The organism is Phycicoccus duodecadis (assembly GCF_002846495.1).
GTDB lineage: Bacteria > Actinomycetota > Actinomycetes > Actinomycetales > Dermatophilaceae > Phycicoccus > Phycicoccus duodecadis.
In genome coordinates this window covers 582,272-608,344 of record NZ_PJNE01000001.1, presented here as the reverse complement: position 1 = coordinate 608,344, position 26,073 = coordinate 582,272, and the positions used below count along the sequence as shown (strand labels likewise).

General features: G+C 66.8%; 20 protein-coding genes. 12 read left to right on the top strand and 8 right to left on the bottom strand.

Annotation, left to right across the window (positions count from 1 at the left end; all coding sequences use genetic code 11):
* Position 1: 1 nt before the first annotated feature.
* From ATL31_RS02765 to ATL31_RS02755, 3 genes are read right to left on the bottom strand one after another with little or no spacing between them, the layout of a single operon-like run.
* Positions 2-742: an AAA family ATPase gene (locus tag ATL31_RS02765; protein ID WP_101394431.1), complete on the bottom strand. Its 741-nt coding sequence runs from the start codon at positions 740-742 to the stop codon at positions 2-4.
* Positions 739-2,310 carry a DDE-type integrase/transposase/recombinase gene (locus ATL31_RS02760; RefSeq protein ID WP_101394430.1) on the bottom strand — a complete coding sequence of 524 codons (1,572 nt, stop codon included), beginning with the start codon at positions 2,308-2,310 and terminating at the stop codon, positions 739-741. Before ATL31_RS02760 ends, ATL31_RS02765 begins: the two co-directional genes overlap by 4 nt.
* On the bottom strand, positions 2,307-2,933 hold the full coding sequence (locus ATL31_RS02755; protein WP_143598295.1) for a hypothetical protein: 627 nt from the start codon (positions 2,931-2,933) through the stop codon (positions 2,307-2,309). Before ATL31_RS02755 ends, ATL31_RS02760 begins: the two co-directional genes overlap by 4 nt.
* Positions 2,934-3,512: 579 nt before the next feature.
* On the opposite strand from ATL31_RS02755, the gene ATL31_RS16280 reads away from it, so the two are divergent.
* A complete protein-coding gene (locus ATL31_RS16280) occupies positions 3,513-3,908 on the top strand; it encodes a hypothetical protein (RefSeq protein WP_143598292.1) in 396 nt (131 codons plus the stop codon).
* Between the two features lie 166 nt (positions 3,909-4,074).
* Here the strand turns inward: ATL31_RS16280 and ATL31_RS02750 are convergent, their stop codons facing one another.
* Entirely contained in the window at positions 4,075-4,311 is a 237-nt protein-coding gene (locus ATL31_RS02750; protein ID WP_101394428.1) for a hypothetical protein, read from the bottom strand.
* A gap of 358 nt (positions 4,312-4,669) precedes the next feature.
* Between ATL31_RS02750 and ATL31_RS02745 the strand changes: the two genes are divergently transcribed.
* The 8 genes from ATL31_RS02745 (at position 4,670) to ATL31_RS02710 (ending at position 14,648) form a co-directional block, all read left to right on the top strand.
* Positions 4,670-5,113, top strand: coding sequence for a hypothetical protein (locus ATL31_RS02745; RefSeq protein WP_143598291.1), 444 nt, complete (start codon positions 4,670-4,672; stop codon positions 5,111-5,113).
* A 226-nt stretch (positions 5,114-5,339) separates the two neighbouring features.
* Positions 5,340-5,636 carry a hypothetical protein gene (locus tag ATL31_RS02740; protein ID WP_101394426.1) on the top strand — a complete coding sequence of 99 codons (297 nt, stop codon included), beginning with the start codon at positions 5,340-5,342 and terminating at the stop codon, positions 5,634-5,636.
* Positions 5,637-5,782: 146 nt separating this feature from the next.
* A complete protein-coding gene (locus ATL31_RS02735) occupies positions 5,783-6,247 on the top strand; it encodes a hypothetical protein (protein ID WP_143598289.1) in 465 nt (154 codons plus the stop codon).
* A 333-nt stretch (positions 6,248-6,580) separates the two neighbouring features.
* Complete coding sequence (locus ATL31_RS02730) at positions 6,581-8,335, top strand: site-specific DNA-methyltransferase (RefSeq protein WP_211283955.1); 1,755 nt, start codon at positions 6,581-6,583, stop codon at positions 8,333-8,335.
* Between the two features lies 1 nt (position 8,336).
* The gene (locus tag ATL31_RS02725; protein WP_101394424.1) at positions 8,337-10,820 is read left to right on the top strand and encodes a DEAD/DEAH box helicase family protein; all 2,484 of its coding nucleotides are present in this window, start codon (positions 8,337-8,339) and stop codon (positions 10,818-10,820) included.
* Between the two features lie 84 nt (positions 10,821-10,904).
* Positions 10,905-11,879 (top strand): CBASS cGAMP-activated phospholipase, encoded by a 975-nt coding sequence (locus tag ATL31_RS02720; RefSeq protein WP_101394423.1) that lies wholly within the window; start codon positions 10,905-10,907, stop codon positions 11,877-11,879.
* Complete coding sequence (locus ATL31_RS02715) at positions 11,866-12,873, top strand: SMODS domain-containing nucleotidyltransferase (protein ID WP_101394422.1); 1,008 nt, start codon at positions 11,866-11,868, stop codon at positions 12,871-12,873. The genes ATL31_RS02720 and ATL31_RS02715 overlap by 14 nt, the downstream gene beginning before the upstream one ends.
* Positions 12,874-12,896: 23 nt before the next feature.
* Positions 12,897-14,648, top strand: coding sequence for a ThiF family adenylyltransferase (locus tag ATL31_RS02710; protein ID WP_101394421.1), 1,752 nt, complete (start codon positions 12,897-12,899; stop codon positions 14,646-14,648).
* A gap of 409 nt (positions 14,649-15,057) precedes the next feature.
* Here the strand turns inward: ATL31_RS02710 and ATL31_RS02705 are convergent, their stop codons facing one another.
* A complete protein-coding gene (locus ATL31_RS02705; protein WP_101394420.1) occupies positions 15,058-16,278 on the bottom strand; it encodes an IS256 family transposase in 1,221 nt (406 codons plus the stop codon).
* Here ATL31_RS02705 and ATL31_RS17165 point away from each other — a divergent pair.
* Positions 16,208-16,837 (top strand): DUF6011 domain-containing protein, encoded by a 630-nt coding sequence (locus tag ATL31_RS17165; RefSeq protein WP_425440319.1) that lies wholly within the window; start codon positions 16,208-16,210, stop codon positions 16,835-16,837. The genes ATL31_RS02705 and ATL31_RS17165 overlap by 71 nt on opposite strands.
* A gap of 101 nt (positions 16,838-16,938) precedes the next feature.
* On the opposite strand, the gene ATL31_RS02695 is transcribed toward ATL31_RS17165, so the two are convergent.
* The 3 genes from ATL31_RS02695 to ATL31_RS02685 all read right to left on the bottom strand — a co-directional run bounded on the left by ATL31_RS02695 (position 16,939) and on the right by ATL31_RS02685 (position 19,051).
* The gene (locus ATL31_RS02695) at positions 16,939-17,343 is read right to left on the bottom strand and encodes a hypothetical protein (RefSeq protein WP_101394418.1); all 405 of its coding nucleotides are present in this window, start codon (positions 17,341-17,343) and stop codon (positions 16,939-16,941) included.
* Positions 17,343-18,530, bottom strand: a complete 1,188-nt coding sequence (locus ATL31_RS02690) for a TRAFAC clade GTPase domain-containing protein (protein ID WP_101394417.1) — start codon at positions 18,528-18,530, stop codon at positions 17,343-17,345. Before ATL31_RS02690 ends, ATL31_RS02695 begins: the two co-directional genes overlap by 1 nt.
* Positions 18,531-18,700: 170 nt before the next feature.
* Complete coding sequence (locus tag ATL31_RS02685) at positions 18,701-19,051, bottom strand: hypothetical protein (RefSeq protein WP_101394416.1); 351 nt, start codon at positions 19,049-19,051, stop codon at positions 18,701-18,703.
* Here ATL31_RS02685 and ATL31_RS02680 point away from each other — a divergent pair.
* A complete protein-coding gene (locus ATL31_RS02680) occupies positions 19,038-20,144 on the top strand; it encodes a DUF6994 family protein (RefSeq protein ID WP_245861850.1) in 1,107 nt (368 codons plus the stop codon). The genes ATL31_RS02685 and ATL31_RS02680 overlap by 14 nt on opposite strands.
* A 398-nt stretch (positions 20,145-20,542) precedes the next feature.
* On the top strand, positions 20,543-25,987 hold the full coding sequence (locus ATL31_RS02675) for a DUF3320 domain-containing protein (protein WP_101394414.1): 5,445 nt from the start codon (positions 20,543-20,545) through the stop codon (positions 25,985-25,987).
* Positions 25,988-26,073: the final 86 nt, after the last annotated feature.

Here is a 26,073-nt window from a genome sequence, read left to right as displayed (position 1 = left end):
CTCAATCGAGAGTCGGGAGGAGGGACGCGATGGCGTGCAGGTCGCGAGAGGTGGCCGTCGTGGTGACGCAGTGAGCGTCGAGCCAGCGCACGGTCATGGCCCACCGGCGCAGCAGGCCGTGGCAGGCGTGACGGTCGTGGTCGAGCAGGTCGCTGGTGGGAATGTCCTGGAGACGGTGGTCAAGGGCGCGCACCGTGTCGAGGAGGACGTTGTCCGCCAGCGGCGCGAACACCGCGTGGCCCATGAGTCGGCTCTTCAACTGCGGATACCGAGCCAGGGCGTCGAGGATCCCCGTTCCAACGAGGACCATGGGAAAGGCTTGCTGGCTCTCCTCCCACAGCCAGGTGATCTGCTGCATCGTCATGACCTGCGCGGTCTGACATTCGTCGACGATGAGTACCCCGTCCCAGTGGTTGAGGATCGGCAGCAGGTCGCGCTGCATTTGGTAGCGGGTGCCGGTGGCTTCTAGGCCGGTGATGGCGCGGTGCATCTGGCGGAGCATGTCCAACGGTGCTGGGCGGGCAGCCATCGTGATGATGGCTGAGGGGATGCCGATGGTTTCGGCGAAGTACCGCACGCAGGTGGTCTTCCCGGTGCCGGGCGGGCCGTCGATGGCGACGAGTCCGTTGACGGCTACTGCGCCTTTTGCCAGGCGCCGTCCGAGATTGAAGTGGGACGTGCGGATCAGGTTGACGTCGAGGTTCTTTTCGACGTGAGTGCGCCTGTCCGGGGTGGTGTTCATTCGTCGTCCTCATCTAGTGCCGCGAGCCAGGACTCGGTGTCGGCGGTGCTCCTTGCGGCCTGGGCAGTGGCGCGTGCCGTGACGCGGGGCAGGCGCTTACGGGGGCGGGCTGCGCGCGCGGCGATCGCCGCGGTAACAGACGAGCCGCCGTCGAAGCGGGCGTCGTCGTCCTGGTCGATGACGCGCGCGTTGACAGCGTCGGCGAAGTGACGTCGCGAATCGATGACGCCCTGTTCGATGGCGGCTGCGTGACGTTCCTGCTGGGCACGGGCCGCCATGAACTTCGCGCGCGCGTTCGGCGGCAGGGACCCGGCCTCGAACGCCTCGCACACGTAGCGCCCCTCCGGCGTGAACAGGTGGACCGAGTCCCGCATCGTCGGCAGATAGTGCACGCGGTAGTCCCGCCCGAACTGGACACCGGCGGCGACATAGTGCCGGTTCTCGAACTGGATGCCGTTCTTGCTCGCCGTGTAGGTGCGCCCGTCCGTGGTCAGCATCGCGTGCAGGGCGATCGACTCGGCAACGGGGAACCGCTCGGTCGGGTCCTGCGCGTAGGCCTCCAGCCGGGTGCGGCCACCAAGGCGCTTCATCCGGATCGTGGTGTTGATCTCGTCCACGACCTCGCGCAGGGCGAGCGTGAACGCCTTCCACGACCAGACGGTGTCCGGGTCGAGTTTGTCCATCTGGGGGACTTGAAGGTGACGGCGCTGGTTGGTGCGGGTCGTGCCTGCGTCGGTCGCGCCCGGAGCCCGATTGGCCAGACGCTGGTTCAGCAGTCCGATCGCTCGCTCCGCCTTGCCGTTCTGCCACGACGAGAACGGGTGCGTCGGAGCCAGGAGCCAGCCCAAGTTCGTGGCTCCAGCGCGCATTGCCGGGCCAAAGTGCGCGGCAGCGTTGTCCAAGACCACCTGCTCGGGGACCCCGCCCACACTCACGCCGTAGTAGTCCCGGTCGATCCCCGCCTCCACCAGCGCGGCCGCGACCATGTCACCGTTGATCTCGTTCTTCCACGGCACCGCGTGAATGAGGCCGGAGTACCCGTCCACGACAACGGTGACCTGAGGCCGGATCGGTGCTCGCTCTCGGTGCGAGGGCCACACGTACAGGTCCATGGACGTGTGGTCCAGGTGGTAGGTGTGGTTGCGGTGCGGGGGAGTGGTCTGCAGGTACATCCGGTTGTTCACCAGCCCCTTGAAGCCGTGGATGGCGGCCTGCCGCATCGCCGGGTCGCACCGGTCCAGGGCCCGCATGAACGTCGGGTAGGAGCAGGTGACTTCGCCCGCGTCCCGCAGCCGCTGCCACGCCCCGTGCGCGTTCTGCTCGTCAGCGATGACGGTCAGGTGCCCAGTCGTGATCTCGAACGACGCCCGTCCGGTCCCTACCGCGGTGTCGGGCAGTGACGTGTCGTTCAGGTCCGCAGACTTGACCCACCGGTAGATCGTGCGCGCGGTAACACCGTGCTGCCCTGCCACCCGCTCCACCATCCCCATCGACGGGCACTGTCCGCCGCCCAGGCTCATCAACTGGGCCACCACGGCGCGTTTCTGAGTGACATCGCGAGTCATCACGCCGCCCCGACCGTAGAAGCGACGGCGGGAGCCAGCGGCGACGACATCAGCGGCGTAACCAGGCCATCTGGACCGATCACGACGCTGTCCTGGGTGTGGCCCGTGACGACGAGGCGGACTCCAGCGAAGCGGGCACCGAACTGAGCGGTCCCCGCCTTCATGTAGCGGTCAACCTGGTCCCAGGTCTGGGCGTCCCAGGACATCCCGGCGTGCCGCCACGTCTTGACCTCGTCGAACCAGACCCCGTGATCCGGGTGCGACCACGCCAAGTCCACACGGCCGCGTTCGACCCGGACCTCCGCACCGAGGAAGGTGCACTCGTGCCCGGGCATGAAGTGCGTGACGTACCGCGCCGCGTGCGACTGGACCCGCAACCGGATGGCAGCAGAGCCGCGCGTGGCTGGGACGGTGCGCTCCACGGTGTCGCCGACCATTCGCAGCGCGTCCGTGACCGGCAGCGCGCGGGCAGAGTCAACGACCTCACCGATGACGCGGTGCACCAGCACCCCGACGCGGCCGTCCCGGTTGCGACGCTCGTGGGTGGGGGACTGGACGTTCGTGTAGATCGGGACCGGGAGCGGCCGCGAGGCAAACACTCCCGCTCCGGCATGCAGATCACGCATGACGGTTCTCCATGTTCTTCTGTACGCGGTTGACACCCCACCCGGCCGCGCCATAGGGCCGACGCTGCGAGTGAGCCCTCGCGTCCTCGCTCGCCCGGTTAGGGCACCGAAGCGAACAAGTGTTCGAGTGTCGACGGACGGTAGACGCACCCACCGACTGGAGGTCTCTCGTCTCCGAACGACCCGACTTGTCCACCCTCACGTCTTCGCTCCCTCCGCCGCCTCGGCCCACCCGAGGTCCCGCATCACCAGGGAAACCGTCCAGGTGGGGTCGCGGTGATTGCGGCTGTCACGAACTGTCACGAGTTGTCACGAGTTGGCCCACGCGTGCCCCGCGGCGCATATACGGTGTGGCAAGCACGAGAGGGAGGAGCCGCAGGTCAGGGGCCCACGACTGGGACAAGGCCATGCGTCCGCGCCGTCGGACGGAACTCGAACTCGTGACGTCACGAGATGTCACGAAATGTCACGAACAGCAACTAACGCACGTCCAACCGGACGGAACGGGGTCACTCGAACATGGCGCTACCTGGCGGAGTAAACCTCAGCGACCGCACCCCCGAACGATCCCGACCACCCGTGCTGTCCGTCGGCACGCGTGACCGGGCCGCCGCTCGACTCGCCACAGACGGAACCCGCTGGTGCGGTCGATGCGACACAACGCTCCGGGCCGACAGCCGCGAAGCCCTGTGCGCAACCTGCAGGCGTGACCGCAACACCGAGATCCAGCAAGCGCGACGTCAACAAGCCAGAGCGGCAGCGCGCCCTGTCGGCCTGACCGTCACCTCCGACACCCTCGAACGACTCCTCAGCGCCAACAGCACCCTCCAGCGCAAGACGTCCGTGGCCTCAGGCGTCAACCGGCCGACCAACGGACAGGAGCAGCCGCCCTGGCTGGACGAACTGCTCGTCGCCGCCAAGAACGTCGCCATCGCCGTCGACGCGATCGAACGCCAGATCCCTCGTCGCCGGTGACCTTCCCCGCCCCCTTCGGGTGTGTTCGACCTGGGCGGCATCAGGGTCGACTGTGACAGGTGGATAGCGGGCTCATGCCGATGGCCCACGCTGACCTGCTCGACCGCGCACCACGCAATGCGACCTGGAGTAGCAAGACCCCAGACCTGACATCACCGCAAGGAAATCACGGGATGAAGAGCAGATTCCTCTTTCGTAGCCGTCGGCCAGACTGGAGCACGCCCAGCCGGAAGATGCCCTGCATGAAGGCGTACATCAGCACGGGTGGCAACAACGAGATTGGTTGGGTGAACCGAATCCCCGCCACCATCCACACCGTCGTCGCGGCACAGAACACGCCACTCAAGGACACCGAGAGCAGGGAAATGAAGGGGTCGGGGCGGGGCGGCCACTGACGTGCCATGCCTGACAATCTACCTGCGACACATGCCGTCCCTGGCAGTCTCCACCTGCACGCGCTTGCGCCACCTCGTGGAAACCCCATGTGCACACCGGGGCTCCTGTGACCAGTAATGGTCGGCAGCGGGCTCCCCACGCCCTCACTAGCAACGCTGTCCAGCGCGCCTGCCAAGATGCGATCGTGAGTAGCGAGACGGGATCAGCCAAGGCCGAGTCGCGTCCTCCTCTCCGCGGGCTTTCTCATCCCAGTCTGGGGTCGGGGTCGCGTGAGTAGCGCACGCGAAAGCAGGTCCGCTCACCACGACGACCACCCGTATCGCGGCCTCATCTCGGGGTCCCTGAGGGGAGGTTTGCTCTTCGGCTTGGGTGCGTTCGTCGTCGCGGCGGCGCTGATGGGACTCGACTACGTCGCCGTGCACGACCGACCCACTGAGCGCGTCATCGTGATCTCCCAGGGCCCGTCTGGCACTACCGAGGCATGCGGTCCGCGTGGCCTCATCCCGGATACGCCGGGGGAGCAGACGACCTACCGCTCAGCGGACCCGCCCCCCGGGTTGCCTGCCGAGTTCCGGGTCAACCACTGCCCCGACTGGGAGGACAACATCGGGGACGTTGTCCAGGTCCGCCGTACCGGCCTGACGCAAGACGACATCTACCTCGATCCGATCCAGAGCGTCGGGCAGTGGTTAGCCATGGCTGGTCTGGTTGGTGCCGCGACCGCCGTAGCCGTCAGCATTTTCGCCGGGTTGAAGGAAGGGCTGGGGACCTACCGTGCCCAGCGTAGGGTCCGACGGCGGCCCGGATAACCCTCCATGTAGGCGGCCCCAGGGCCCCGTGGGCCCGCTTCCCTTGAAGCCGCTCGCGAGATTCGATACTGAACGAGCGCGGCCCAGCCGATGAACCGCCCTGGCTAGGTCCTCTCATCGCTAGCCTTGGAGGTCCTAGCCCTCTCACACGGCCGCGCAAAGCGCCCACAACGTTGAAGGGGTCCCCCGCATGTCCCGAACGCCACGATGGTGGCCGCCCACCAGGGTGGCGATCCTCTACCTCGTCTTCATGCTCAGCCTGTACCTGGTCACCGAGGCACTCGGTGCCTTCGGCGACGACGCCCTCCCCGTGCAGGATGTCCTGTCCCTGGTCTTCTTCGTGGCTGCCCTGCCCGCGGCCCTCATCGGCCTGCCGATCGGGCTGGCTCTCTTCGTCAACAGCGGCGCCTACCTCGGTGACACCTTCACGTACCTCACCGAGACCATCATGGCGGCGACAGTCCTGCTCAACGCGTTCATCCTCGACTGGCTCGTCCGTCGCCGCAGACGGTCTCGCGAGTGACGAACCGCGTTCCTGCGACAACGCCGTCCGCGCCCCGGCGGACGCGTCGGGCGCGCCTGACTCACTGGGTCCGCCGAGGCGCCGCACCCTCGATACCCATCCTGGTCATCGGCTCGTTCTTCGGTTTCGTTGGACTCATCACCGCGGTGAACGACATCTCGGACCGTGCCGCCGCACAAGACCTGTCCCGGCGGGGGACACAAGTCACGGTGACGACTCCCGAAGTGCACGTCGGCCAGTTCCAAGGCAGAGGAGGCAAGTACTACGAAACTGACGCCGTACGAGTCCGCCTCAAAGGTGTGACGGGCACCGTCCTTCTCGATGGGATCCCGGAACCTGAAGAGTTCCACACGACCCCAGTCCCCACCGGTTGGCAAGCGCCCACCACACGCACCGGCTACACAGCGCCCCTTCACATCGTCTACCAGATCCGGCCAGACGGATCCGTGCACGCCATGGCCCTTACCGACATGGACAACGCCGCCACCTCCCGCAAACCCGAACTCAGCCTGCTCGTCGCCGCCGCCGGGTTCGCCGCCGTGCTCGCAGGCCTCGTCGCGGGCAACAACGGCACGATCCGGCTCCTCGTCGGCGCCGACCAACGAACCTGAGATGCGAAGGCGGTGTGGCGCGCTCAGGTCCGCCTCCCCAGACGGCACCATGACGCAGATGACGAAGGGCGAACGTAAACGAGCCAAGTTGGATGCGCAGTACCGGGCCGCGCTCGGACTTCCGGAAGATCAGGCCCTACCTCGCACCCTGGGGACGCAGTCGTCAGCCGGTGGCGCGCGCGGCGGGCGCGGCGCTCGGCAGAAAGGCCGCGGCCGCAACGGGTAACACCGCTCCGCCCGAGGCGGCCCCTTGGCCAAGGGCGTGCTCAGTTCCAGCGGCCGACCGATCCGGACGATAGGTTCGGTAACGGAACCAACCGGGAGGAATAGCGCGTGCCGTCACCCCAGGGCCGACTTGAACTGTCGTGGATGGGCAAAGACCTCGCCCTCGTGCCCGCCGAGCACGGCAGGTACGACTACGCGTGGGTCGACCCAGCCGACCCGCGGGTTCGCGAGGTGCGCTCTATCGAGCCGGTCGGAACCGTGGGAGACGAGAGCACCGATGACAATCTCCTGCTCATCGGAGACTCCGGGGACGCGCTCCAAGCCCTCAGCACCATCCCGGAGTACGCCCACCGCTACCGCGGACAGGTCAAGTTGGTCTACATCGACCCGCCGTTCAACACCAAGCAGACTTTCGAGCACTACGCCGACCAACTCGAACATTCCGTCTGGCTGACGCTTATGCGCGACCGCCTCAAGGCCATCGTCCCGCTCCTGGCACCGGACGCCTCCATCTGGGTGCACCTGGATGACTCTGAGGTCCACCGGATGCGCCTCCTGCTCGACGAGGTGTTCGGCACCAACCGCAGCGCCACCCAGATCGTGTGGCAGAAGCGGACCACGCGCGAGAACCGGGCCGCGTTCAGCGACAACCACGACCACCTTCTCGTCTACACCGTCCCACCCGTCACGCAGTGGAGAGACGTCCGCAACAGGCTCGCCCGCACGGACACGACCAAGAACCCCGACGATGATCCGCGCGGACCATGGGACAGCGTTCCCTTCACAGCGCAGGGCAGCCGTGCGAACCAGATGTACAAGATCACCACGCCCACTGGTGTCGTGCACGACCCGCCCCCGAACAGGTGCTGGGGCGCAGTGCAAAGCGTCTACGAGCGTTACCTCGCTGACGGTCGCGTCTACTTCCCGAAGAACGGCAACGGCCGACCTCGCATCAAGCAGTTCGCATCCGAAGCGCCCGGACTCGTCCCGCACACCATCTGGCTCGCGGCCGAGGTCGGCTCCAACGACGAAGCCAAGAAGCACATCCAGTCCCTGTTCCCCGGCGTGCCACCCTTTGACACCCCGAAGCCGGAACGGCTCCTCGAACGCATCATCGGCATCGCGACCAACCCCGGTGACCTCGTTCTGGACTGCTTCGCCGGGTCTGGAACCACGGCGGCTACAGCCCACAAGATGGGCCGCCGCTGGGTCACCGTCGAACTCATCGAATCGACCGCCGACACGTTCATCGTCCCCCGGCTCACCCGCGTCGTCGAAGGCACGGACCCTGGTGGCATTACATCCACCACGACCCGGGTCCCGGTCGAGGACCTCCCCGAAGGCATGACAGCCACCGAAGCCCAAGCGTTCAGGGCGTTGCTGGGCAAGGTAGCGAAAGCCGTTGAGGGCTTGGACGACGCCACCCTCAAGGCACTGCGCGAGGCCACCCGCACTCGAAACGAGGTAGCCACTCACTGGGAAGGTGGAGGAGGGTTCACCGTCGCCCGGATCGGACCCAGCATGTACGACGTCGACGAAGAATCCGGCACCGTCTTCCTTTCCCCGGAGGCCACCAACGGACGATGGTCCAAGGCCGTCGCCGGACAGTTGAAGTTCACGCTCACCCCCGAGCACCCAGTCTTCTGCGGACAACGCAACCGGCAACGGCTCGCCGTCATCGACGGGGTGGCCGACGACCTCGTCATCCGCAGCCTCGTCCAGCACCTCGCTGACGGTGAAACCCTGACCGTCGTCGCCAAGGCCACACTGCCCGAGGCGGCCATCCTGCTGGGCAACCTCCGCCCCGGATCCCGACTCCGTATCGCACCCGACGACCTGTTCCCCGCAACGACAGTGAAGTGACATGCGCATCGATATCCCGCACGACGAGAACTTGATCGCCGACATCGCCGCCCGATTCGACCTGCGCGAGCCCAACCGCCAAGCCCTCACCGACCTCGTCGCCTGGCTCGCCAGCGGCGACACTGACACTGACAACGAAGGCGTCGCCGACCTTGCCACCGGTGTCGGCAAGACCTACCTGATGTCAGCCCTCATCGAGTATCTGGCCCACTGCGGAGTCCGCAACGTCCTCATCGTCACACCCGGTTCGACCATCCAACGCAAGACCATCGATAACTTCGACGAGGCCAGCCGCAAGTACGTGCCAGGCGCCGACCTAATCCCCACGATCGTTACCCCGGACAACTTCCAGACCGCCCAGACAGGCTCGCTCTTGCACGACCGGACCGCCCTCAAGGTCCTAGTCTTCAACGTTCAGCAACTCCTCGCCCCCACCGCTGAAGCGAGCCGACGCACCCGCGAGGTCGATGAGAACATCGGGGCTCCGCTCTACCAGCACCTCCAGAACGCCGACGACCTGTTCGTTATCGCCGACGAACACCACCTGTACTCGACTCGCGCCCGCGCGTTCAACAGCGCCATTCGGGACCTTGACCCCGTCGCCCTCATCGGCCTCACTGCGACACCAGCCCCAGAAAACTTCTCCAAGATCAAGTCCCGCTACACCCTCGGACAAGCCATCGCCGACGGCTTCGTCAAGACTCCCGTCATCGTCTACCGCCGCGACGGAACCACCGACGAACGAACCCAACTGAGGGACGCCTGCGCCCTGCTCCGCATCAAGGAGCAGGCATACAACGCCTACCAGTCCGCGGCCCCCTCAGCCGCGCCCGTCAAACCCGTCCTGTTCGTGGTCTGCTCCTCGATCGACCACGCCGAGACAGTCGCAGCAACCCTCGCGCAAGCCGATTTCATCGGCGACGGACATGCCGTCCTGCAGGTCACGTCCCAGTCGTCCGACGAGGCCCTCCAAGCCCTCGCCGACGTCGAGAACGCCGACTCACCGATCCGCGCGATCGTCAGCGTCAACATGCTCAAGGAAGGGTGGGACGTCAAGAACATCGCCGTCATTGTCGCCCTTCGCACCCTCGCCTCTCAGGCCCTCACCGAACAGATCCTCGGACGCGGTCTCCGGCTGCCGTACGGGGTCCGCACGGGCATCCCGACTATCGATCAGGTGGACCTTGTTGCCCACGACTCCTACGCGCAACTGCTCCAACAGCGAGACGTCCTCGTTCAGCGCCTACAAGCGACCTCCCCGACACCGCCAGCCGTAGACCAGCACGGAGCGGCCACTGAGACGCCGCCAAGTGAGGGCGGCCGCGGAGCCGCTGAAGGGCCCGGTTCCGAGCCCGAGGACCTCCCCGGTAACCGCGATAGCACCAACGACTCCATCGACGACGAGCAACATGGAGGCCACGGGCTCGACATCCCCGACCAGGACGGCAACTCCATGGTCGACTTCGAAGAGACCGAGACCCGGGCAAACACACAACCTGCCCGCCTCCTCGAACGAAGTGTCGGAGCGCCTCTCATCTCCTTCCCACGCCGTGAGTCCCTCGTCACCCACGTCGACTTCACCCTCGCCAACGTCCCCACCAGCGCAGCCGAAGTCGCCGGACGCGACTTCACCCGCGACACCCCCACCTTCATCTTCCGAGACGCACTCGAAGCCGAGCACGTCGGCGACGACGTCCGCATCACTGTCAGGCCCCAGGAGAACGCAGAAGCGGCCCAGGAGCACGTCATCATCACCCGCGTACGCGACGACCTCACCGAAACAGTCCTGCGCCAACCCGAAGTCCCCCGCACCCGAGAATCCGTCAATGGGTGTCGACGCATCGTTGACGCCTTCCTCAGCGGCGCCGGGGTCACCTCCGACAACGACACAGCCGAATGGACCGAACGGCGGCGTCAAGGCGCTCTAGAAGGAATCAGGGCCCTCATCCGGCAGGCCATCCGCAACCGGGAAACCCGCATGGAGCACGTCCTGACCGCTCAAACCCTCGCCGAAGGAGCAACGCTCGTCCAAGGCGATGCCCGCCACGCCTACGACGACCAGTTCACCAAGCACACCCAGTTCACCGGCTGGCAGCGCAGCATCACCCCCGCAGCCACTTTCGACGCCAAGACCACCGAGTGGGAACTTGCTCACCTCCTCGACCGCGACCCCAACATCACCTGGTGGCTCCGCCTCACCCCCAACGACCCCGCCTACATCACCCTCGACACCGGCGGCCGGTACTACCCCGACTTCATCGCCATCGATACCACCGGCACCCACTGGCTCATCGAAGGCAAAGCCGACCGCCACGCCACCGACCGCGACGTCCTCGCCAAGAAGGACGCCGCCGAAACGTGGGCCCGCGCAGTTCAGGACAGCGGCCATGAACCCACCTGGCGGTACCTGTTCGCCACCGAAGCCCACATCCGCGCCGCCGCTGGATCCTGGGCCACCCTCATCATCGAAGCACGGCCCGAGTAGGAACACCGGCGCCCAACTCTTGATCTGACGGAGTGTCAGGGCGGGCTAGTACGGTCAAGAGCGAGCCAGGGAGGAGGACGCTCTATGCAGGTGCTGGCGCTGGACGGGGGAGGGGCAAAGGCCCTCTTCACCATTAACGTGCTCGCGCGCCTGGAGGAAGACCTCGGTGTGTGTATCACCGATGCGTTCGACCTCATCGCTGGCACCTCCGCTGGAGGGATCATCGCGCTTGGCCTGGGGGCCGGGCTGAGCCCGGCCGAGATCGCCGACCACTACGAGTCTCTGGTCACGACCATCTTCCCGGCTAGCCGCCGCACCCGCCGTTCCCTCATGCGTCGCATCACCCACCCTCAATACGACGCGGACGCTCTCACCGAAGCCCTGAAAGACGTCCTGGGTGACCGCCTCCTCGGGGAAAGTGTCAAACCGTTGGTCGTCACGTCCTGGGACGTCCGCTCCGGCGAAGTGCACCTCTTCAAGACTCCTCATCATCGGCGACTGACCCGCGACTGGAAGATCCCAATGGTCGACGTCGCGCGCGCCACCTCCGCCGCCCCGACCTTCTTCGCACCAGCCACCGTCGACGACCAGCACCTCATCGATGGCGGGATCTGGGCGAACAACCCCTCGGTCGTGGCCATAGCCGAAGCGGTCAGCATGCTCGAAGCGCCCCTAAGCCAGATCAAAGTGCTCAACGTCGGCACAACTGACACGCTCGGCATGTTGCCGAACTCCATCCACACGGGTGGATTGAAGGCGTGGCTCCCTCACGTCCTCCCTCTCCTCATGCGAGCAGGGAGCAAGAGCGGCGAAGGTGTGGCTGAGCACCTCGTCGGCCCCGAGAACTACACCCGTTTCGACGTCGTCGTACCCGAGGGAACGTTCACCCTCGATACGCAGAGAACTGCCGACCTCAAAGCGCTGGCGTCAGGTGCTGCCCGGCGCCTTGGCCCCGCCTACACGGCCCGCTTCGCTGCGCACAACGCCGCCGCCTACCAACCGCACGTGACCCCAGATCAGATTGCCCGCCAGAAGGAGCGCCTCCATGGAGAACGTTAAGCAGTTCAACGACTTCCTCAACGACCATGTCAACCTCGGCAAGGGCAGCCTCGAACTCCTCGACCGCAACGTTGACGCGATCTTTGGGGCGCTGAAGGCTGACGAGGAACTCAACCCTCTGATCGTCAAGAAGGACCCGCAAGGATCGTGGGCCCACCGCACGATCATCAAGCCCCAGAAGGATCGCGAGTTCGACGCCGACTTCATGCTCGTGCTGCGAGAGAGCGACGACTGGTCGGATCCGGTCGAGTACCGCAACGCGATCAAGCGGGCTCTCAACCGGAGCGACAAGTACAAGACCATGCCGGTCAGCCACTCGTGCCGCGCCGTGACCGTCACCTACGCCGACTCGCACGTCGACATCGTCCCGTTCCTCAGCCTGAGCGACGGCCGTAACGTGATCGTCAACGGAGACGACAACGAGTGGGAAGACGCCAACCCGCAGTCCTTCACCAACTGGATGCGGGAGCGTGACGACATCACCGACCGCAACTTCCGCGAAGTCGTCAGGCTCATGAAGTACCTGCGCGACAACAGCGACTGGGCGGGAACGAAGTCCATCATCCTCACCACACTGCTCGGTGACCGTGTGAGCGCAATGAAGACCATCTTCGACCCCAACTACTACGGGGACGTGCCCACGACACTGGTCCGTCTCGTCGAGGACCTCAACGACTGGCTTCAGGCGCAGCCCGGCAAACCTGAGATCAGGGACCCCTCAGGAACCGGACTTTCCTTCGACCACCGCTGGAACGAGCCCACATTCCAGCGACTCAAGGACCGCATCAGCGGCTACGCGAGCGCGATGCGCGACGCCTACGACGCCCAGGACGAGCAGGACAGCCTCGACAAGTGGGCTGCCATCTTCGGTGACGACTTCCCGACCGACCTCACGGATGGTTCGCGCTCGGAGGGTGCCTCGAAGTTCGGTGTCGGGGCGGCAGGTGCCGGTGCAGCCGGTTCATCGTCCAGCCACTCAGGTCGCGCCGGTTGAGCAGGTCCCGCACGTCTTCGTCCATGTCGCCGTACCAGCAGCAGGTACGCCGCGACCTCGCCGACGTTGCGAGCGATCCCGCTACCGGCCTCCGGATCATCCGACGGCTCGACGCTGATGGTGTGGGATTGGTGACCACGATCATCGCGCTGGACACGACGTCCATCCCGCGCGGAGCCAGAGGGACACGTCGATTCCCCGTCCTGCCGCTCGCCGACGAAGAGCGGTTCACGCTGGTCGTCGGCGACGATACAGACCGGCCGCCGCATGTCCTCGTCGACCACGCGCGGTGGGTGGGGTTCCCCCACGTCATGGGTGGACGCGACCTCTGTCTCTACCTCGACCCCAGTCGCGAATGGGACTCCCGGATGACCATCCGGAACGTCCTCGCGCGCCTTTGGGACTGGCTCACGGACGCGGCCGCGGGCCGGTTCGACGCTGCCACATCGCTCTACCACGCAGTGGGTGGCTACAGCCGTGCCACCTCTGGCGAGCAGACTCTCGTCGTTCGAACACTCGACGGCACCCAGCCCCGACTCGCGTACGTCCAAGAACGCACACCACGCCGGGTCGACCTCGTGGACGAACACCCACCCATCGGGGAGCGAGACCGCTCCGTCTTGCTCATGCCAACCCCGGGGCCCTTCTACATTCCGAGCGGTTCGACGTACCGGTCCATCGCAGATTCGATCGAGACCTCCGGAACCCTTCCCCGCGCCCTGCACCCATCATTCGTGAAGGCGCCCCGACCCTGCATGGGACTCCCGGTCCCCGGCGAGCCAATCAGGTCAGACCGCACACCATCTGTGAAGCACGAAAGCCCGATCGCAGCCCTCAGGTTCGTTGAAGCCCTCTCGCGCATGGCGATGAAGCACCCGGACCGCGAAACAGTCACCGCTGTGCTCCTCGTTCCGCATCCAGTTAACGAAGCCCCGTCCCTCCTCGCGCTGCGTCTTCGGGCACAGGACGTCCGCGACGGCAACGGCGAGGCACCGGTTGAGTGGATCCGCATCTCAGACGAGCGGCCAGCGGTCACCACCCGCCGTGACCATCGACGCCCAACGCATGTACTCCAAGGCAAGCGTGTGCTCCTGCTCGGCTGCGGCGGCATCGGCTCATGGATGGGGGAGTACATCGCCCGGGCCGGAGCGCACACCCTCGTACTGGTCGATCCAGCCATCATTGACGGCGGGCTACTCACTCGCCAGAACTACACCGAGGACGACATCGGAAGGGACAAGGCATCGGCCCTTGCGCGCCGCATTCGCCAGATCAGCGACACGATCGACGTGGTCGCCGCGGAGAGCATGCCCGACCCGCAGCAGTTCGACCTCATCGTCGATGCGACGGTGAGCCGTAGCGTCGGAGGTGCGTGGACGGCACTGCATGGCCACGGACTTGACCTCCCGCTCATCGCGCGGGTCAGCACCGACGCCCACAGCGGCTCCCTCGGTCTGGTCACCATGTGTCCGCCCGGCTCAACCATGGCACCCGAGGAGATCGACGAGCACGTCGGCAATGAGGTCAAGGCCAAGCGTGACCTACAGGCCTACCGGGTCTTCTGGGAGGACATGGACCCTGCCGAGGCGCTCATACCGACGCTCGGCTGCTCCGTCCCGACGTACCACGGGTCGGCCGCCGACCTCGCCGCCGTGAGTAGCACCGCCACCAACCTCGTATGTCGGCACCTCGGCGGAGGCGTGGCGGGATCGCACCTTTTCGCGCTGCCCCACTCCGGCGTCTCGCCATCGCATCAGTTCGTACAGGCAGCCTGAGCGCGGACGGACTCGCAGATGTCAGCGATGAGAACCGGAGTGACAACCGGATGAGAACTGACAGCTGACACTCAGCAGCACAACGAGGGCCCGGGCGAAGGTCGCCCGGGCCCTCGTGTGCTGTTGACCAGTTCGACGAGTGGGGAGTCGGGGCGTGGATATGGGCGTTGAGCGGCAGAACCGCCGAACGTGGTGGACGCTGGGTGGCGCTGGCATCGGTGCGGCCGCAGGGATCGTTGGAACCCTCGATGGGTTGGGGTTGCTCGGCCCGGTCCTCATGCTGGTTGCTTGGTGCGCGTTGCTGGGGCACCGGGCCGTTTCGTTGGCGCCGCACAAGGATCCAGTGGCTCCGCGTGAAGAAAGAGTCCCGTGGAGTGGTGGGCTTTGAGGTCATCTCGATGCCGACCGGTCAACCCTCGGTGAGGGCGACAGGGTCATCATGCTCGGTGGTGCCGATCTTGGCCATGGATTCTTCGGAGAGGTAGCGGCGTTCGTCGGTGGCCCATTCGTCGTGGGTGTCGGCCAGGACGGCTCCGATGAGGCGGATGACGGCGGCTTCGTTGGGGAAGATCCCCACGACCCGGGAGCGGCGCTTGATCTCCTTGTTCAGCCGCTCCAGGGGGTTGGTAGACCAGATCTTGCGCCAGTGCTCACGGGGGAACGCGGCGAAGGCGAGGACCTCGGCTTTGGCGTCGTCCATCAAGGGGCCGATCTTGGGGTAGCGGGCGGCGAGCTCGTCGCGGACCTTGTCCCACTGCTTGCTCATCGGTGCGAGGCTGGGTTGGGCGAAGATCGTGCGGAAGACCGCGGCGACCATCTCGGACTCGCCCTTGGCCACGTGGGCCAGGACGTTGCGGATGAAGTGGACCCGGCACCGTTGGTGTGAGCTGCCCTGCAGGGCACGGGAGATGGCCGCGGTCAGGCCGGCGTGCTGGTCGGAGATCACGAGCTTGACCCCGGTCAGGCCGCGCTTCTTCAACCCGGTCAGGAACGCCCGCCAGAAGACCTCGTCCTCGCTGTCGCCGACGTCCAGGCCCAGGATCTCCCGCCGGCCCTGGCTGGTGACGCCGGTGGCCACGACGACGGCCTTGGAGGTGACCATGGCCTGCTCGGTGCGCACGTGCAGGTACGTCGCGTCGAGGTACACGTACGGGAACTCGACATGGTCCAGGCGGCGGGTGCGGAACGCCCCGACCGTCTCATCCAGCCCGGCACAGATGCGGGACACCTCGCTCTTGGAGATCCCCGACCCACCGAGAGCGACCACGAGGTCGTCCACGGAGCGGGTGGAGACGCCGTGGACGTAGGCCTCCATGACCACCGCGTACAACGCCTGGTCGATCCGCCGGCGTGGCTCCAGGATGCTCGGGAAGAACGAGCCCGCGCGCAGCTTGGGGATCGCCAGCTGGACGTCCCCGGCATGGGTGGTCAACAGCCGCGGCCGGGACCCGTTGCGTTCGGTGGTGCGGGTCTCGGACCGTTCGTAGCGGCCGGCGCCGACCGCGGCCGCCGCCTCGGTCTCGATCAGCTCCTGCATCGCCACCCGGACGCATTCACGGATGAAATCGGTGCCCTCGCCGGTGCGGAACACCTCGAACAGCTCGGACACGGCAGACTGGGACAAGGCCATCGGTGAGGTCTCCTTCGATGCGTGCTTGGCGGTACACATCGAGAATCTCGCCGGTGGCCCCCTTCTATTCAGGACGCCGCGCCGTCACCCCAAACCCCACCACTCCACGGGGCGCTGTCCGCGTGAACCCCGGCTTCACTCAGTCCACTTGCGCAAGCTGCCCGCGGAACCTACCCGCCGGATTCACGAACTCGCTTCGCACTGCACCATCTGCGGCCGTCCACTCACGAACATGGAGAGCCGGAGGGCGCGGGTCGGCAGCACGTGCATCAAGGCCTACGGACCGCGGTTCAAAATGGTGGAGAACCCCGCGTGGGTCCGATGGAACCGCGAGTTGATTGCGGCCCGCGCCGAACAGGCGCAGCGCCAGGCTGAAGCGCACGTCGCTCACGAGCGAGACCTGGACGCGTACCAACGTGCTCTCAGAGACTGGGAGGCCGAGCGCGTGTCACCGGCCGGTGAGGCCAGACGGCAAGCGAGGAACGCGGTCAAGTCGTCATACGGACTGGCACCGGTCGCGATGCCCCTGTTCTACGGAGTCACGGCTCTCGTGGCGTGAACGAGAGAGAGGTGTTGCTCACTGCCAGCGGCCCTCGTCCGAGGCCTGTGGATCCCTCCAACTCAGTACCAGTGTTGGCAAGGCGACGGCGTGGGCTCGTCTCAATCCGCTCGCAGCGGCGACGAGTTATCGAAGCGCACGTCCTCCGGGGACGGTGGGGCTTCTTGATCCCAGACACGCGCGTAGAGACTGGTCACCAGGGGCCATAGAAGGCGCAGCGCGTCGTCCACGGAGGCGATCTGCGTCGCGAGGTCGCCCGTCACGAGGAAGTCGTGGGGGATCAGCCGGCCGCTCCGGTCTCGTCGTCCCTCGGGGTCGACAAAGCGCACTCCGACCTGCTGGGCATTGCCCACCCAACCGGTCGCCTTGTCGCCGAGCTCGGCGAACATCGCCTCGTAGGCAGCGAGGGGGTCAGCAAGGCCGCCGTCCAGGAGGAACCGGAAGCCCCAGGTTCGGCCCCGGGTGGCCCACAGCACGCCGGCCGGCGCCGTCTGGAACTCCGTCATCACCGCTTCTTGATGAGCAGGGCGTCCGTGACGCCCTGCTCCAGGTCGAGCTTGAACTGGGTCAAGGTGGCCGTGAGAGTGTCGTGATTCTGGCGGGCGCCTTCGTTGGCCGCTCGTAGTTGCGAGCCGGTCATCTGCGCCGCCTTGGTGAGCACGGGGACCACCGCTCGGCTGGCCAGCGAACCGATTCGGGGAATCTTCGCTACCAGGTTCTTGACAGCCTTTCCCGCTTCACCGGTGAGCGCGATGGCCAAGAGGTCGGCGCCATCGGCGACGGTGTCGAGGACCTGCCGCGGAACCTGAAGCCGCCCGCTCCATTCGACGCGTCGCTCGAGGGGCAGGAGGGAGGCGACCGGGAGGATGAGGTTGACGCCGACCCGCTGCGTGACATCGATACGTTCCGGTGTCAGGTGGTCGGACTTCAGCTCGAATTTCGCGGACGACAGGAGCATGAAGTCCTCGCCGACCGACAGCGCCTCCGGAGCCTCGATGAGCGTGCTCAGCGTGTCGCGCAGGGCATCGATCTCGTCGGCCGCGCACTTCACGACGAGGTCGCGGAACGCGTAGACGTCCCAATCGGGGTGCAGGTCGGCCTTCGACAACGCGATGAGCCAGATGCGGGGGAACTCGGTGAGGGGTCCTTGGCCAGCGAGGAGATCGTCCTTGAGGCGCAACACACCCTGTCGGACGTTCGTGAGGAGAGACTTCAGATAGCGCTCTTCCTCGCCCCGGTGCCCCGCGAGCCGTTGTCCGTCGACCAGCAGGAGTGCGACATCTGACCTCAGGAGTGAGCGGAACGTGTCGACCCGCCGCGCCTCCTCTTCGGCGGTTCCCGGCGTCTCCTCGAACCACTCCCCGGGGTAGTCGTGCCACGCCAGCCTAAGCACGTCGAACGGCCGGCGCTTCACGGCGGAGTCGTCCGTGCCCTTGAGCTTGAGGCTGAAGTGGTACGTCGTGGACGCGAACTTGGTGGTCGGGGGGACTTCAGCGTCGTCTCGCATGCCCACGTAGTTCTTGAAGAGCCGGTTTCCCTGACCCGTGTCGTCGGCCACGAGATCCCACAGGTCGTTGGAGTAGGACCTTTCCTGGGTCGGTCCGAAGAACGACGAGAGCAGCACCGTCTTCCCGGAGCCGCTCTCTCCGAAGACGGCGATGTGCTGTTCCCTGATGCGGGGGTACTGAGGCATGCCGAGAACCTAGCCCAGGAGTACAACAGGCGAGGGGAGTGTGGGTCGCACGTCGCGCCGGCCGCTCACCGCGACGGGGATACCGCCGACGGCACGGTCCAGGAGAGCAGGCGAGCAGGTACGCCCAGGGTCGGAGGGGAACTCCTCCGGAACTACGATATCGGCGGGCTTCAGCCGGTCAGCGCCGCGGCGTACTTCTTCGCGAGCGAAGGCTTCAGCTGCTTCCCGTCCACGCGGAGCAGCACGGGTCCGTCGAGGGTGTGGAACTCGCTCCCCAGGATGGGGGAAGCCTTGAGGATGCTCAGGATGTACTCGGAGCGCGTCTTGGCCGAGGCCTCGTCCGGCCAGACCTCGACCGTCGCTCCGCAATCCACCCCGATGTCAGTGCACGTCGCGTTGGAGTCGTAGATCACCGCCGCACTCACGTACCCGTTGGGTCGGCCGATCAGGTTGTTCGGATCGTTGTCCTCGGTGATGGCGACGATCTTCGTGGCCGACGGTTGCTTGATGCTGTCGGCCACCTCGGCCGCTACCGGGGGTGCCGTGGGTGTGGCAGCTGGCGATGTGCTGGCGGCCGTCGTGGACGGCGCGCTCGAGGTCGCGCTACTGGCCGCGGGCGAAGACGGGGCGCTCGAGTCGCCGCTGCCGCAGGCGGACAGAAGAAGGCTGCCGGCGAGGACGCCGACGACGGTTGATGTGTTGCGGTACATGGACCGAGCACATCACAGGGGTCTGACACATCTCCGGCGCATCTGCGAGATCTCGCCTGGACGAAGCAGTGCCCGGTCACAGTCGTGGGACGACGCGCTCCGGGGGTGGGCTACCGTTCGAATGTCCGGAAGTGCCCAGTCAGGCACAGGAAGTCGAGGAACGATGACCGAGCCGCCCGTGATCGACACGTCCTTCGACGTCCGCACCGACGCCAGAGGCAAGGACCCCGACTCCCACAGCCCGACGCTTCGCCGGTATCACCAGCTGCTGTGGAGCAAGCCGCTGCCGAACGGCGAGACCTTCGATCTGGTCACGACGAGACCGCGGGCCTACCTGTACCACCAGTCCCACCGGGGTGAGTTCTTCCTCGGGAGCGACTCGGTCATCCCGAGTTTCAAGAGCTGGCTGGTCGCGGGGCCCGTTCTCGATCAGTTGGACGACGGTGAAGTGGAGTCGTTCAGGGACCTCGGCCACACCATCGGCGGTTTCATGGTCTTCCCGGGCAACCAGATCGAACGCAAGTGGACGATCAACACTGGCCGCGGGATGCACAGGCGGATCGCCGACCGCATGGACCTGACGCTCGAGTGCATCCGGCGGTACTACGACGGCGACACCCGGACTCCCCTCGGGCCGACCATCGCCCGGTACGACGACTTCTTCGCATTGTTCGGATCGTTCGCTGGCTACGTCGAGTTCTTCCTGCTTCAGGACTTGGTCGACCGTGAGACCGGGGGCGTGAAGTTCTTCCTGCCGTCAACAGACTTCGGTGCCGGGGCGATCCCCGGGGATGTCGAGACCTACCGCGAGTACCGCGACCGGAGTGTGGACTTCATCGCCGCACGCAACTCCCGCATCGACCGCTGGAGCAAGGAGCACCTTCCCTCCGGCAGCGAATCCTGAAGCCTACGGGCCGCACCGGTCGAGGCCACAGGCTGGCTGCCGCGTGACAACCAGGTTTCCTACGTCCGGAGTTCAGTGGGCCGGATCCTCCACGAAGACTTGCGGCTCAACCGATATGGGCAGTTGTTGCGTCCCCGGCCGCGTCATTGCGATGCCCGCAGGATGCGAGTCCCGTGAGCAGCCCGGGGCATCAGGCCCCCGTACCTAGACCAAGAGCGGCCGCTCGGCTGTCCGGCCCCGCCATCGTTCCGACTTCCTCAGCGCCCAAGACCCGTCCGTCAGCACGCGGCCGCAGCAATTGGGCAGGGCCTCGCACTTCTGATGGACCGGTGAAGTAACGTCGCCGCTCTGTGGGGGCGGCGCCGGGGTCGCACGCACGATAGGACACGGGAGGACACGTGGGACGACCGCGAAGTGAGGTCTCATCGATCCCGACCGACGTCGACGAGGCGTTACGGGTCTGGCGTGACGGTCTCATCAACTTGTCGGGAACCAACCGCGCCCTGAACTTCAAGCACACCAAGACGGGCAGCGTGCCTATCGACGGTCCGGACATCGCCACCGTGCTGGCCGGCCTACGGGCGGGACGAACTTGGCGCCTCCGCGGCCGGCCCGAACCGGCAGAGTCCGGGGAGAAGTCCACGACGCCGCCTTCGGACCCGACGGCACTCAGCACCTCGATGCTGGAGAGGGACCTGAGTCGTGCGCTGAAGAACCTCCAGCGTCGCGAGCACCAGGAGTACCTGGACCGGGGTCTCATCGTCTTGTACTTCGCCTTCGGCATGCTCGACTGGGCCGACGTCGACGGCACGAGGTTCGCCAGCCCCCTGCTTCTCGTCCCGGTCACCTTGGTGCCGATGGGACGTCAGAACGATCCGAAGCTGAAGGCCAACGACGACGGCGACGCAGTGCTCAACCCCGCCCTGGCGTTACGGCTCAACGACTTCGGGGTGACTCTTCCAACAGTCGAGGACCCGGAGACCGCCGACGTCGAGGAGCTCCTGGACGCAGTTCGTTCGGCCGTAGCGAAGAAGCCGGGGTGGATGGTCTCTTCCGACGTGACCCTCTCGGTCTTCTCCTTCATGAAGGAGGCGATGTACCGGGACCTGCTGGAGAACGCCGAGGCGATCGCGGCGCATCCGGTGGTCACGGCGCTCGCAACGCAGGACCCCACGGCCCAAGGCGGTGGGTTCCTCTTCGAGGAGATCCCTACGGAGCAGGTGGACGACGAGGCGCCCCCGGAGTCGACGCCCCTGGTCTTGGACGCGGACTCGTCACAGCGGGCCTGTGTCGCCGCCGCCGTGGCTGGGCACAGCTTTGTCATGGACGGCCCGCCCGGCACGGGGAAGTCCCAGACGATCGCCAACATGATCGGCGCGCTGCTCCACACCGGGAAGACCGTACTGTTCGTGTCGGAGAAGGCGGCGGCGCTCGAGGTCGTGAGGAACCGGCTCGAGCACGTGGGCCTGGGCAGCTACGTCCTCGAGCTGCACAGCCACAAGGCGAGCCGCAAAGAAGTTGCTGCGCAGCTCGCGTCGGCCCTCGACACGGTGCCGGTGCCGCCGCCGCCGATGTCGGCCCGCGACCGGAGCCAGGCGGCCGACCGACGGACGCAGCTGTCGGCCTACGCGCGGGCAATGAACGAGGTCCGTCCCGGTCTCGGCAGAACCGTCCATGAGGTACTGGGTCGCGTTGCCGAGCTCGACGAAGCACCCCATGCTCCGACGCCGAAGTCACCCGGTCTCGCGCTCACGGAGACTGGCCTCGGCGCGATCGCCGATGCCGCAGCGCGTCTCGCCAGGTGCTGGAGGCCTGCTCTGGAGGGCCAGAGCTTCCTGTGGCGCGGCGTCACGGACCAGTCCCCCTTCGGGGCGCGGATCTACGCCGCGCGGCGTGGTCTCGAAGAGCTGGAGGGGGTGGCGCGCCACAACGACGGCCTTCGAGAGGCTTTCGACTTGCCTGCGCTGTCCGACCTCCACCTCCTCGACGCGCTCATCGAGCTCTCCGTAGCCCGACCCGCAGAGGTGCCGAACGCGTGGCTCACGGTGGAGGACCTGGAGATCGTCAAGGGCGCGGTATCGACCGTGGAGGCGGGGATCGCAGCCGTCAGGGCTGAAGAGCAACGGGTTCGGGAAGTGGTCGGGGACGCCTGGCGGTCACTGCCGCCCACGGAGGACCTTCCGAGCGACTACACGGTCTCCGTGTCCACACCGAGCCCGGTGTCCGTTGGCGCTCTCACCGGCTCGCGGGCCGAGGAGCTCCGCCGCCGCATGTCGGGGTGGGCGACCACGGCGGACGGATGTCGGGACTCCGCCTCGCGCCTGGCCGAAGTGCTCGGCGTACCAGTGCCGGCGACCTTCTCGGACATCGACCACGTGTTGTCGATCGCGGCCATCCCCTTCATGGACGCACCTCCCGAGGCGACGTGGCTGACGACCGATGGCCTGGCGTCGGCGCGGGGGGCAGCGCAGATCCTGGGCTCCCGGGTCCGGGAACTGGCGGCTGCCGAGGCGGCGGCCCAGGGGACCTTCACCCCCGCGGCCCTAGCCGCGCCGCTCGCAGACTTGCACGCCCGCTTCACGACGGTCCACAAGGGCTTTCGCAAGCTCATGGGGGAGTACCGGCGTGACAAGAAGACCGTTGCTGCCTTCAAGGCGGAGGTCGTCAACCTCGATGACGCGATCAAGGACCTCGGGCTGGCCGTGTCATGGTCTCGGGCCCAGGCGGACCTCGGCACGGCAGAGCAGGGGATGGCCGGCGCTCTGGGCCGCTACTGGCAGGGACGTGAGACGGACTTCGAGCGGCTCGACGCGGCGCTGAACCACGCGGAGGAGATCCTTCGTGCCGTTCCGCCGGCTCTCTGGCCCCAGGCGGCACGAACGGTCGCCGGTGTTCCGGATCCGAGCATCAAGGCTCTCGTGGACCGTACTCGGGATGATCTCGTGCGGCTACGCGGTGAAGTCTCCGATGACGGCCTCGGCTTGAACCGCCCGGAGGTTGTGGTCGGTTCGGTCGCGGGCGCATCCGAGTGGCTGCGGGCCCATCTCGAACCTCTGGATCGCGCCGCCCAAGTCTGCGCGGGAGTGGCGGCCGTCATCGGGCGTGATCTGCCGGCCGACGATGCCCTTGTCATGCTGGAGGCACGCGACGGCGCGCTCAGCGCACGGCAGCGAGCCATTGAGGCGGCGGCCCAAGCCGAGGCCCACATCGGTCATGAGCTCTATCGGGGGCTGGAGACGGACCTCCCGGCCGTCCACATGGGCGTCACCTGGGCGACGAAGGTACGCAAGGTGCGCCGAGGGTTCGACCGCCCCCTCAGCGAGTCCCAGGTCAAGGCCCTGATGACGGCCCGGCGGACGGAGAACCTCTCGCTCGTCATCTCGGCGTGGGAGCGTGCGCGCGACGCGATCATCGACGCCTTCGAGGATGACCGCCGCGAGGACCTCGAGGACGAGATGGACCTCGCTGCCACCGCCGCGAGCCTGATCGACGAACTCGACGGTGACGGCTCAGGGCAGCAGGAGTGGCTGGGCTACGTCCGTGCCACAGCGGAGCTGCGGGACGCGGGCCTGCGTGACGTCGAGCGGTTCTGTGTGGACCACAGGGTCAGCAGCTCCGTGGTCCCGGCGGTGTTCGAGAGGGCAGTCCTGTCGTCGTTCGCCGACGCGGTCCTCGCGAGCGACCCGTCGCTCTCACCGTTCCGGTCGACGGACCGGGATGCGCTCGTCGACGAGTTCCGACGACTGGACCAGATGCTCATCCCGGCCGCGACGAGCGGGGTCATCACGGCCGCGAACGCACTGCGCCCTCGGCGGCTCGACGTGGGCGAACCGGCTCTCATCCGGCGCGAAGGGCTGAAGAAGACTCGTCACCTGCCGGTGCGGGAGCTGATCTCGCAGACCCGCACCACGACCGTCGCGGTGAAGCCGTGCTTCATGATGTCGCCGCTCGCCGTGTCGCAGTACCTCCCGCCGAACATGGCTTTCGATGTCGTCATCTTCGACGAGGCGTCTCAGGTCACGCCGGGGGACGCCATCAACTGCATCTACCGTGGCAAGGCACTCATCACGGCGGGCGACGACCGGCAGCTTCCGCCGACCTCCTTCTTCGACCGGGCCGCCGACGAGGACGAGGAGTCCGACACCGACGTCAGCGACTTCCAGTCGATCCTCGAGCTGTCGAAGGCATCCGGAGGGTTCCGCAACCTCGGGTTGAGGTGGCACTACCGATCGAGGCACGAAGATCTCATCGCCTTCTCGAACCACCGGTTCTACGAGGGCAGACTCGTCACCTTCCCGGGAGCGCACGCGGAGGGGCCGGACGTGGGCGTCGAGCTCTTCCACGTCCCGGGCATCTACCGGCGGGGGACCTCGCGCGACAACCCCGTCGAGGCGCAGCACGTGGCGGAGCGCGTACTCCATCACCTCAGCACGCGCCCGGATGCATCCCTCGGTGTCGTGACCTTCTCGGTGGCCCAGGCCGATGCCATCCAGAACGCCCTCGACCGGGCCCTCGATGAGCGGCCGGACCTGGCGGCGCAGCTCGACGGAGACCGGCTCAACGGCTTCTTCGTCAAGAGCCTGGAGTCGGTCCAGGGTGATGAGAGGGACGTCATGATCTTCTCGATCGGCTACGGACCCGACGAGAACGGAAAGGTGACCACCAACTTCGGAGCCCTCAACCGCCCCAAGGGATGGCGACGCCTGAACGTGGCCGTGACGCGTGCGCGTCAACGGGTCGAGGTCGTGTCCTCGGTCCGTGCGGGAGACGTCCCGCCGAGTACGAACGAGAGCGTTCGACACCTCGTGGGGTACCTGGACTACGCGGAGCGTGGCCCGGCAGCGCTGGCCTTGGATCTGGGACCTTCGGGGCTCGGCACCGACAGCCCGTTCGAGGACTCGGTCATCGACGCGATCCGAGCCATGGGCTATGACGTAGAGCCCCAGGTGGGGGCTGCGGGGTACCGGATCGACATCGGCGTCAAGCACATCGAGCATCCGGGGGTCTTCGCCATCGGGGTCGAATGCGATGGCTACATGTATCACTCCTCGCCCGCAGCGAGGGACCGGGACCGCCTACGGCAGCAGGTGCTCGAAGGCCTGGGATGGCGCCTTCACCGCATCTGGGGAACGGCGTGGTACCGCGACCGGGAGCGCGAGAAGGAACGGCTCCGGCGTGCGATCGAGGATGCGCTCTCGGCGCCGGTGACCGGCCGGCTGTCCGGCTCCATCAGTCCGTTCGAGCGGGCCATCGTCGAGCTCGAGGCAGTGAGTGAGGACGAGCAACCCACATGGACCGTCCCATACGTCCCGGCGACGGTCCCGCCGCTGCCTTCGTGGGTCGACGTGTCGGACCCGTCCGCTCGGTGGGAGATGGTCGACGGCGTGCGCGCCGTCGCCGACGGTGAAGGTCCCGTACACGTCGACGTGCTCCAGCATCGCCTCCGCGAGGCCTGGGGGATCGGCCGCGTGGGCCATCGCATCCACGCCAACATTCGCGCGGCGATCGAGGCGGCCGAGGTCACGGTCGTGGGCGACTTCGTCGACGTCCCGTCTCGGCGGGCCTTCCCCGTCCGCGTTCCCGTGCCGGGCGTTACCGCACGAACTGCCGGGCAGGTCCCCGACGTGGAGCTCGAAGAGGCGCTGGTGAACCTGTTGCGAGACTCGGGCCGGGTGGACGTCGAGGAGCTGCTCACGGCCACCGCTCGCATCTTCGGCTGGGGCCGCCGGACGCAGGACATGACGCGGCGGCTGCTTGACGTCGTCGGGGGTATGTCTGAACGAGGGGGCGTGACAAGAGAAGGCGCCACCATTCGTCTCAGCAGCGATGAGGCGCAGCGGTGACGCTCATCCGGCGCGGAGAGCGGACGGGCACCAGGAAGCACCCCAGGGTGTCGAGCTGCGAGCGCACGACCCTCCTCCAGGTCGGT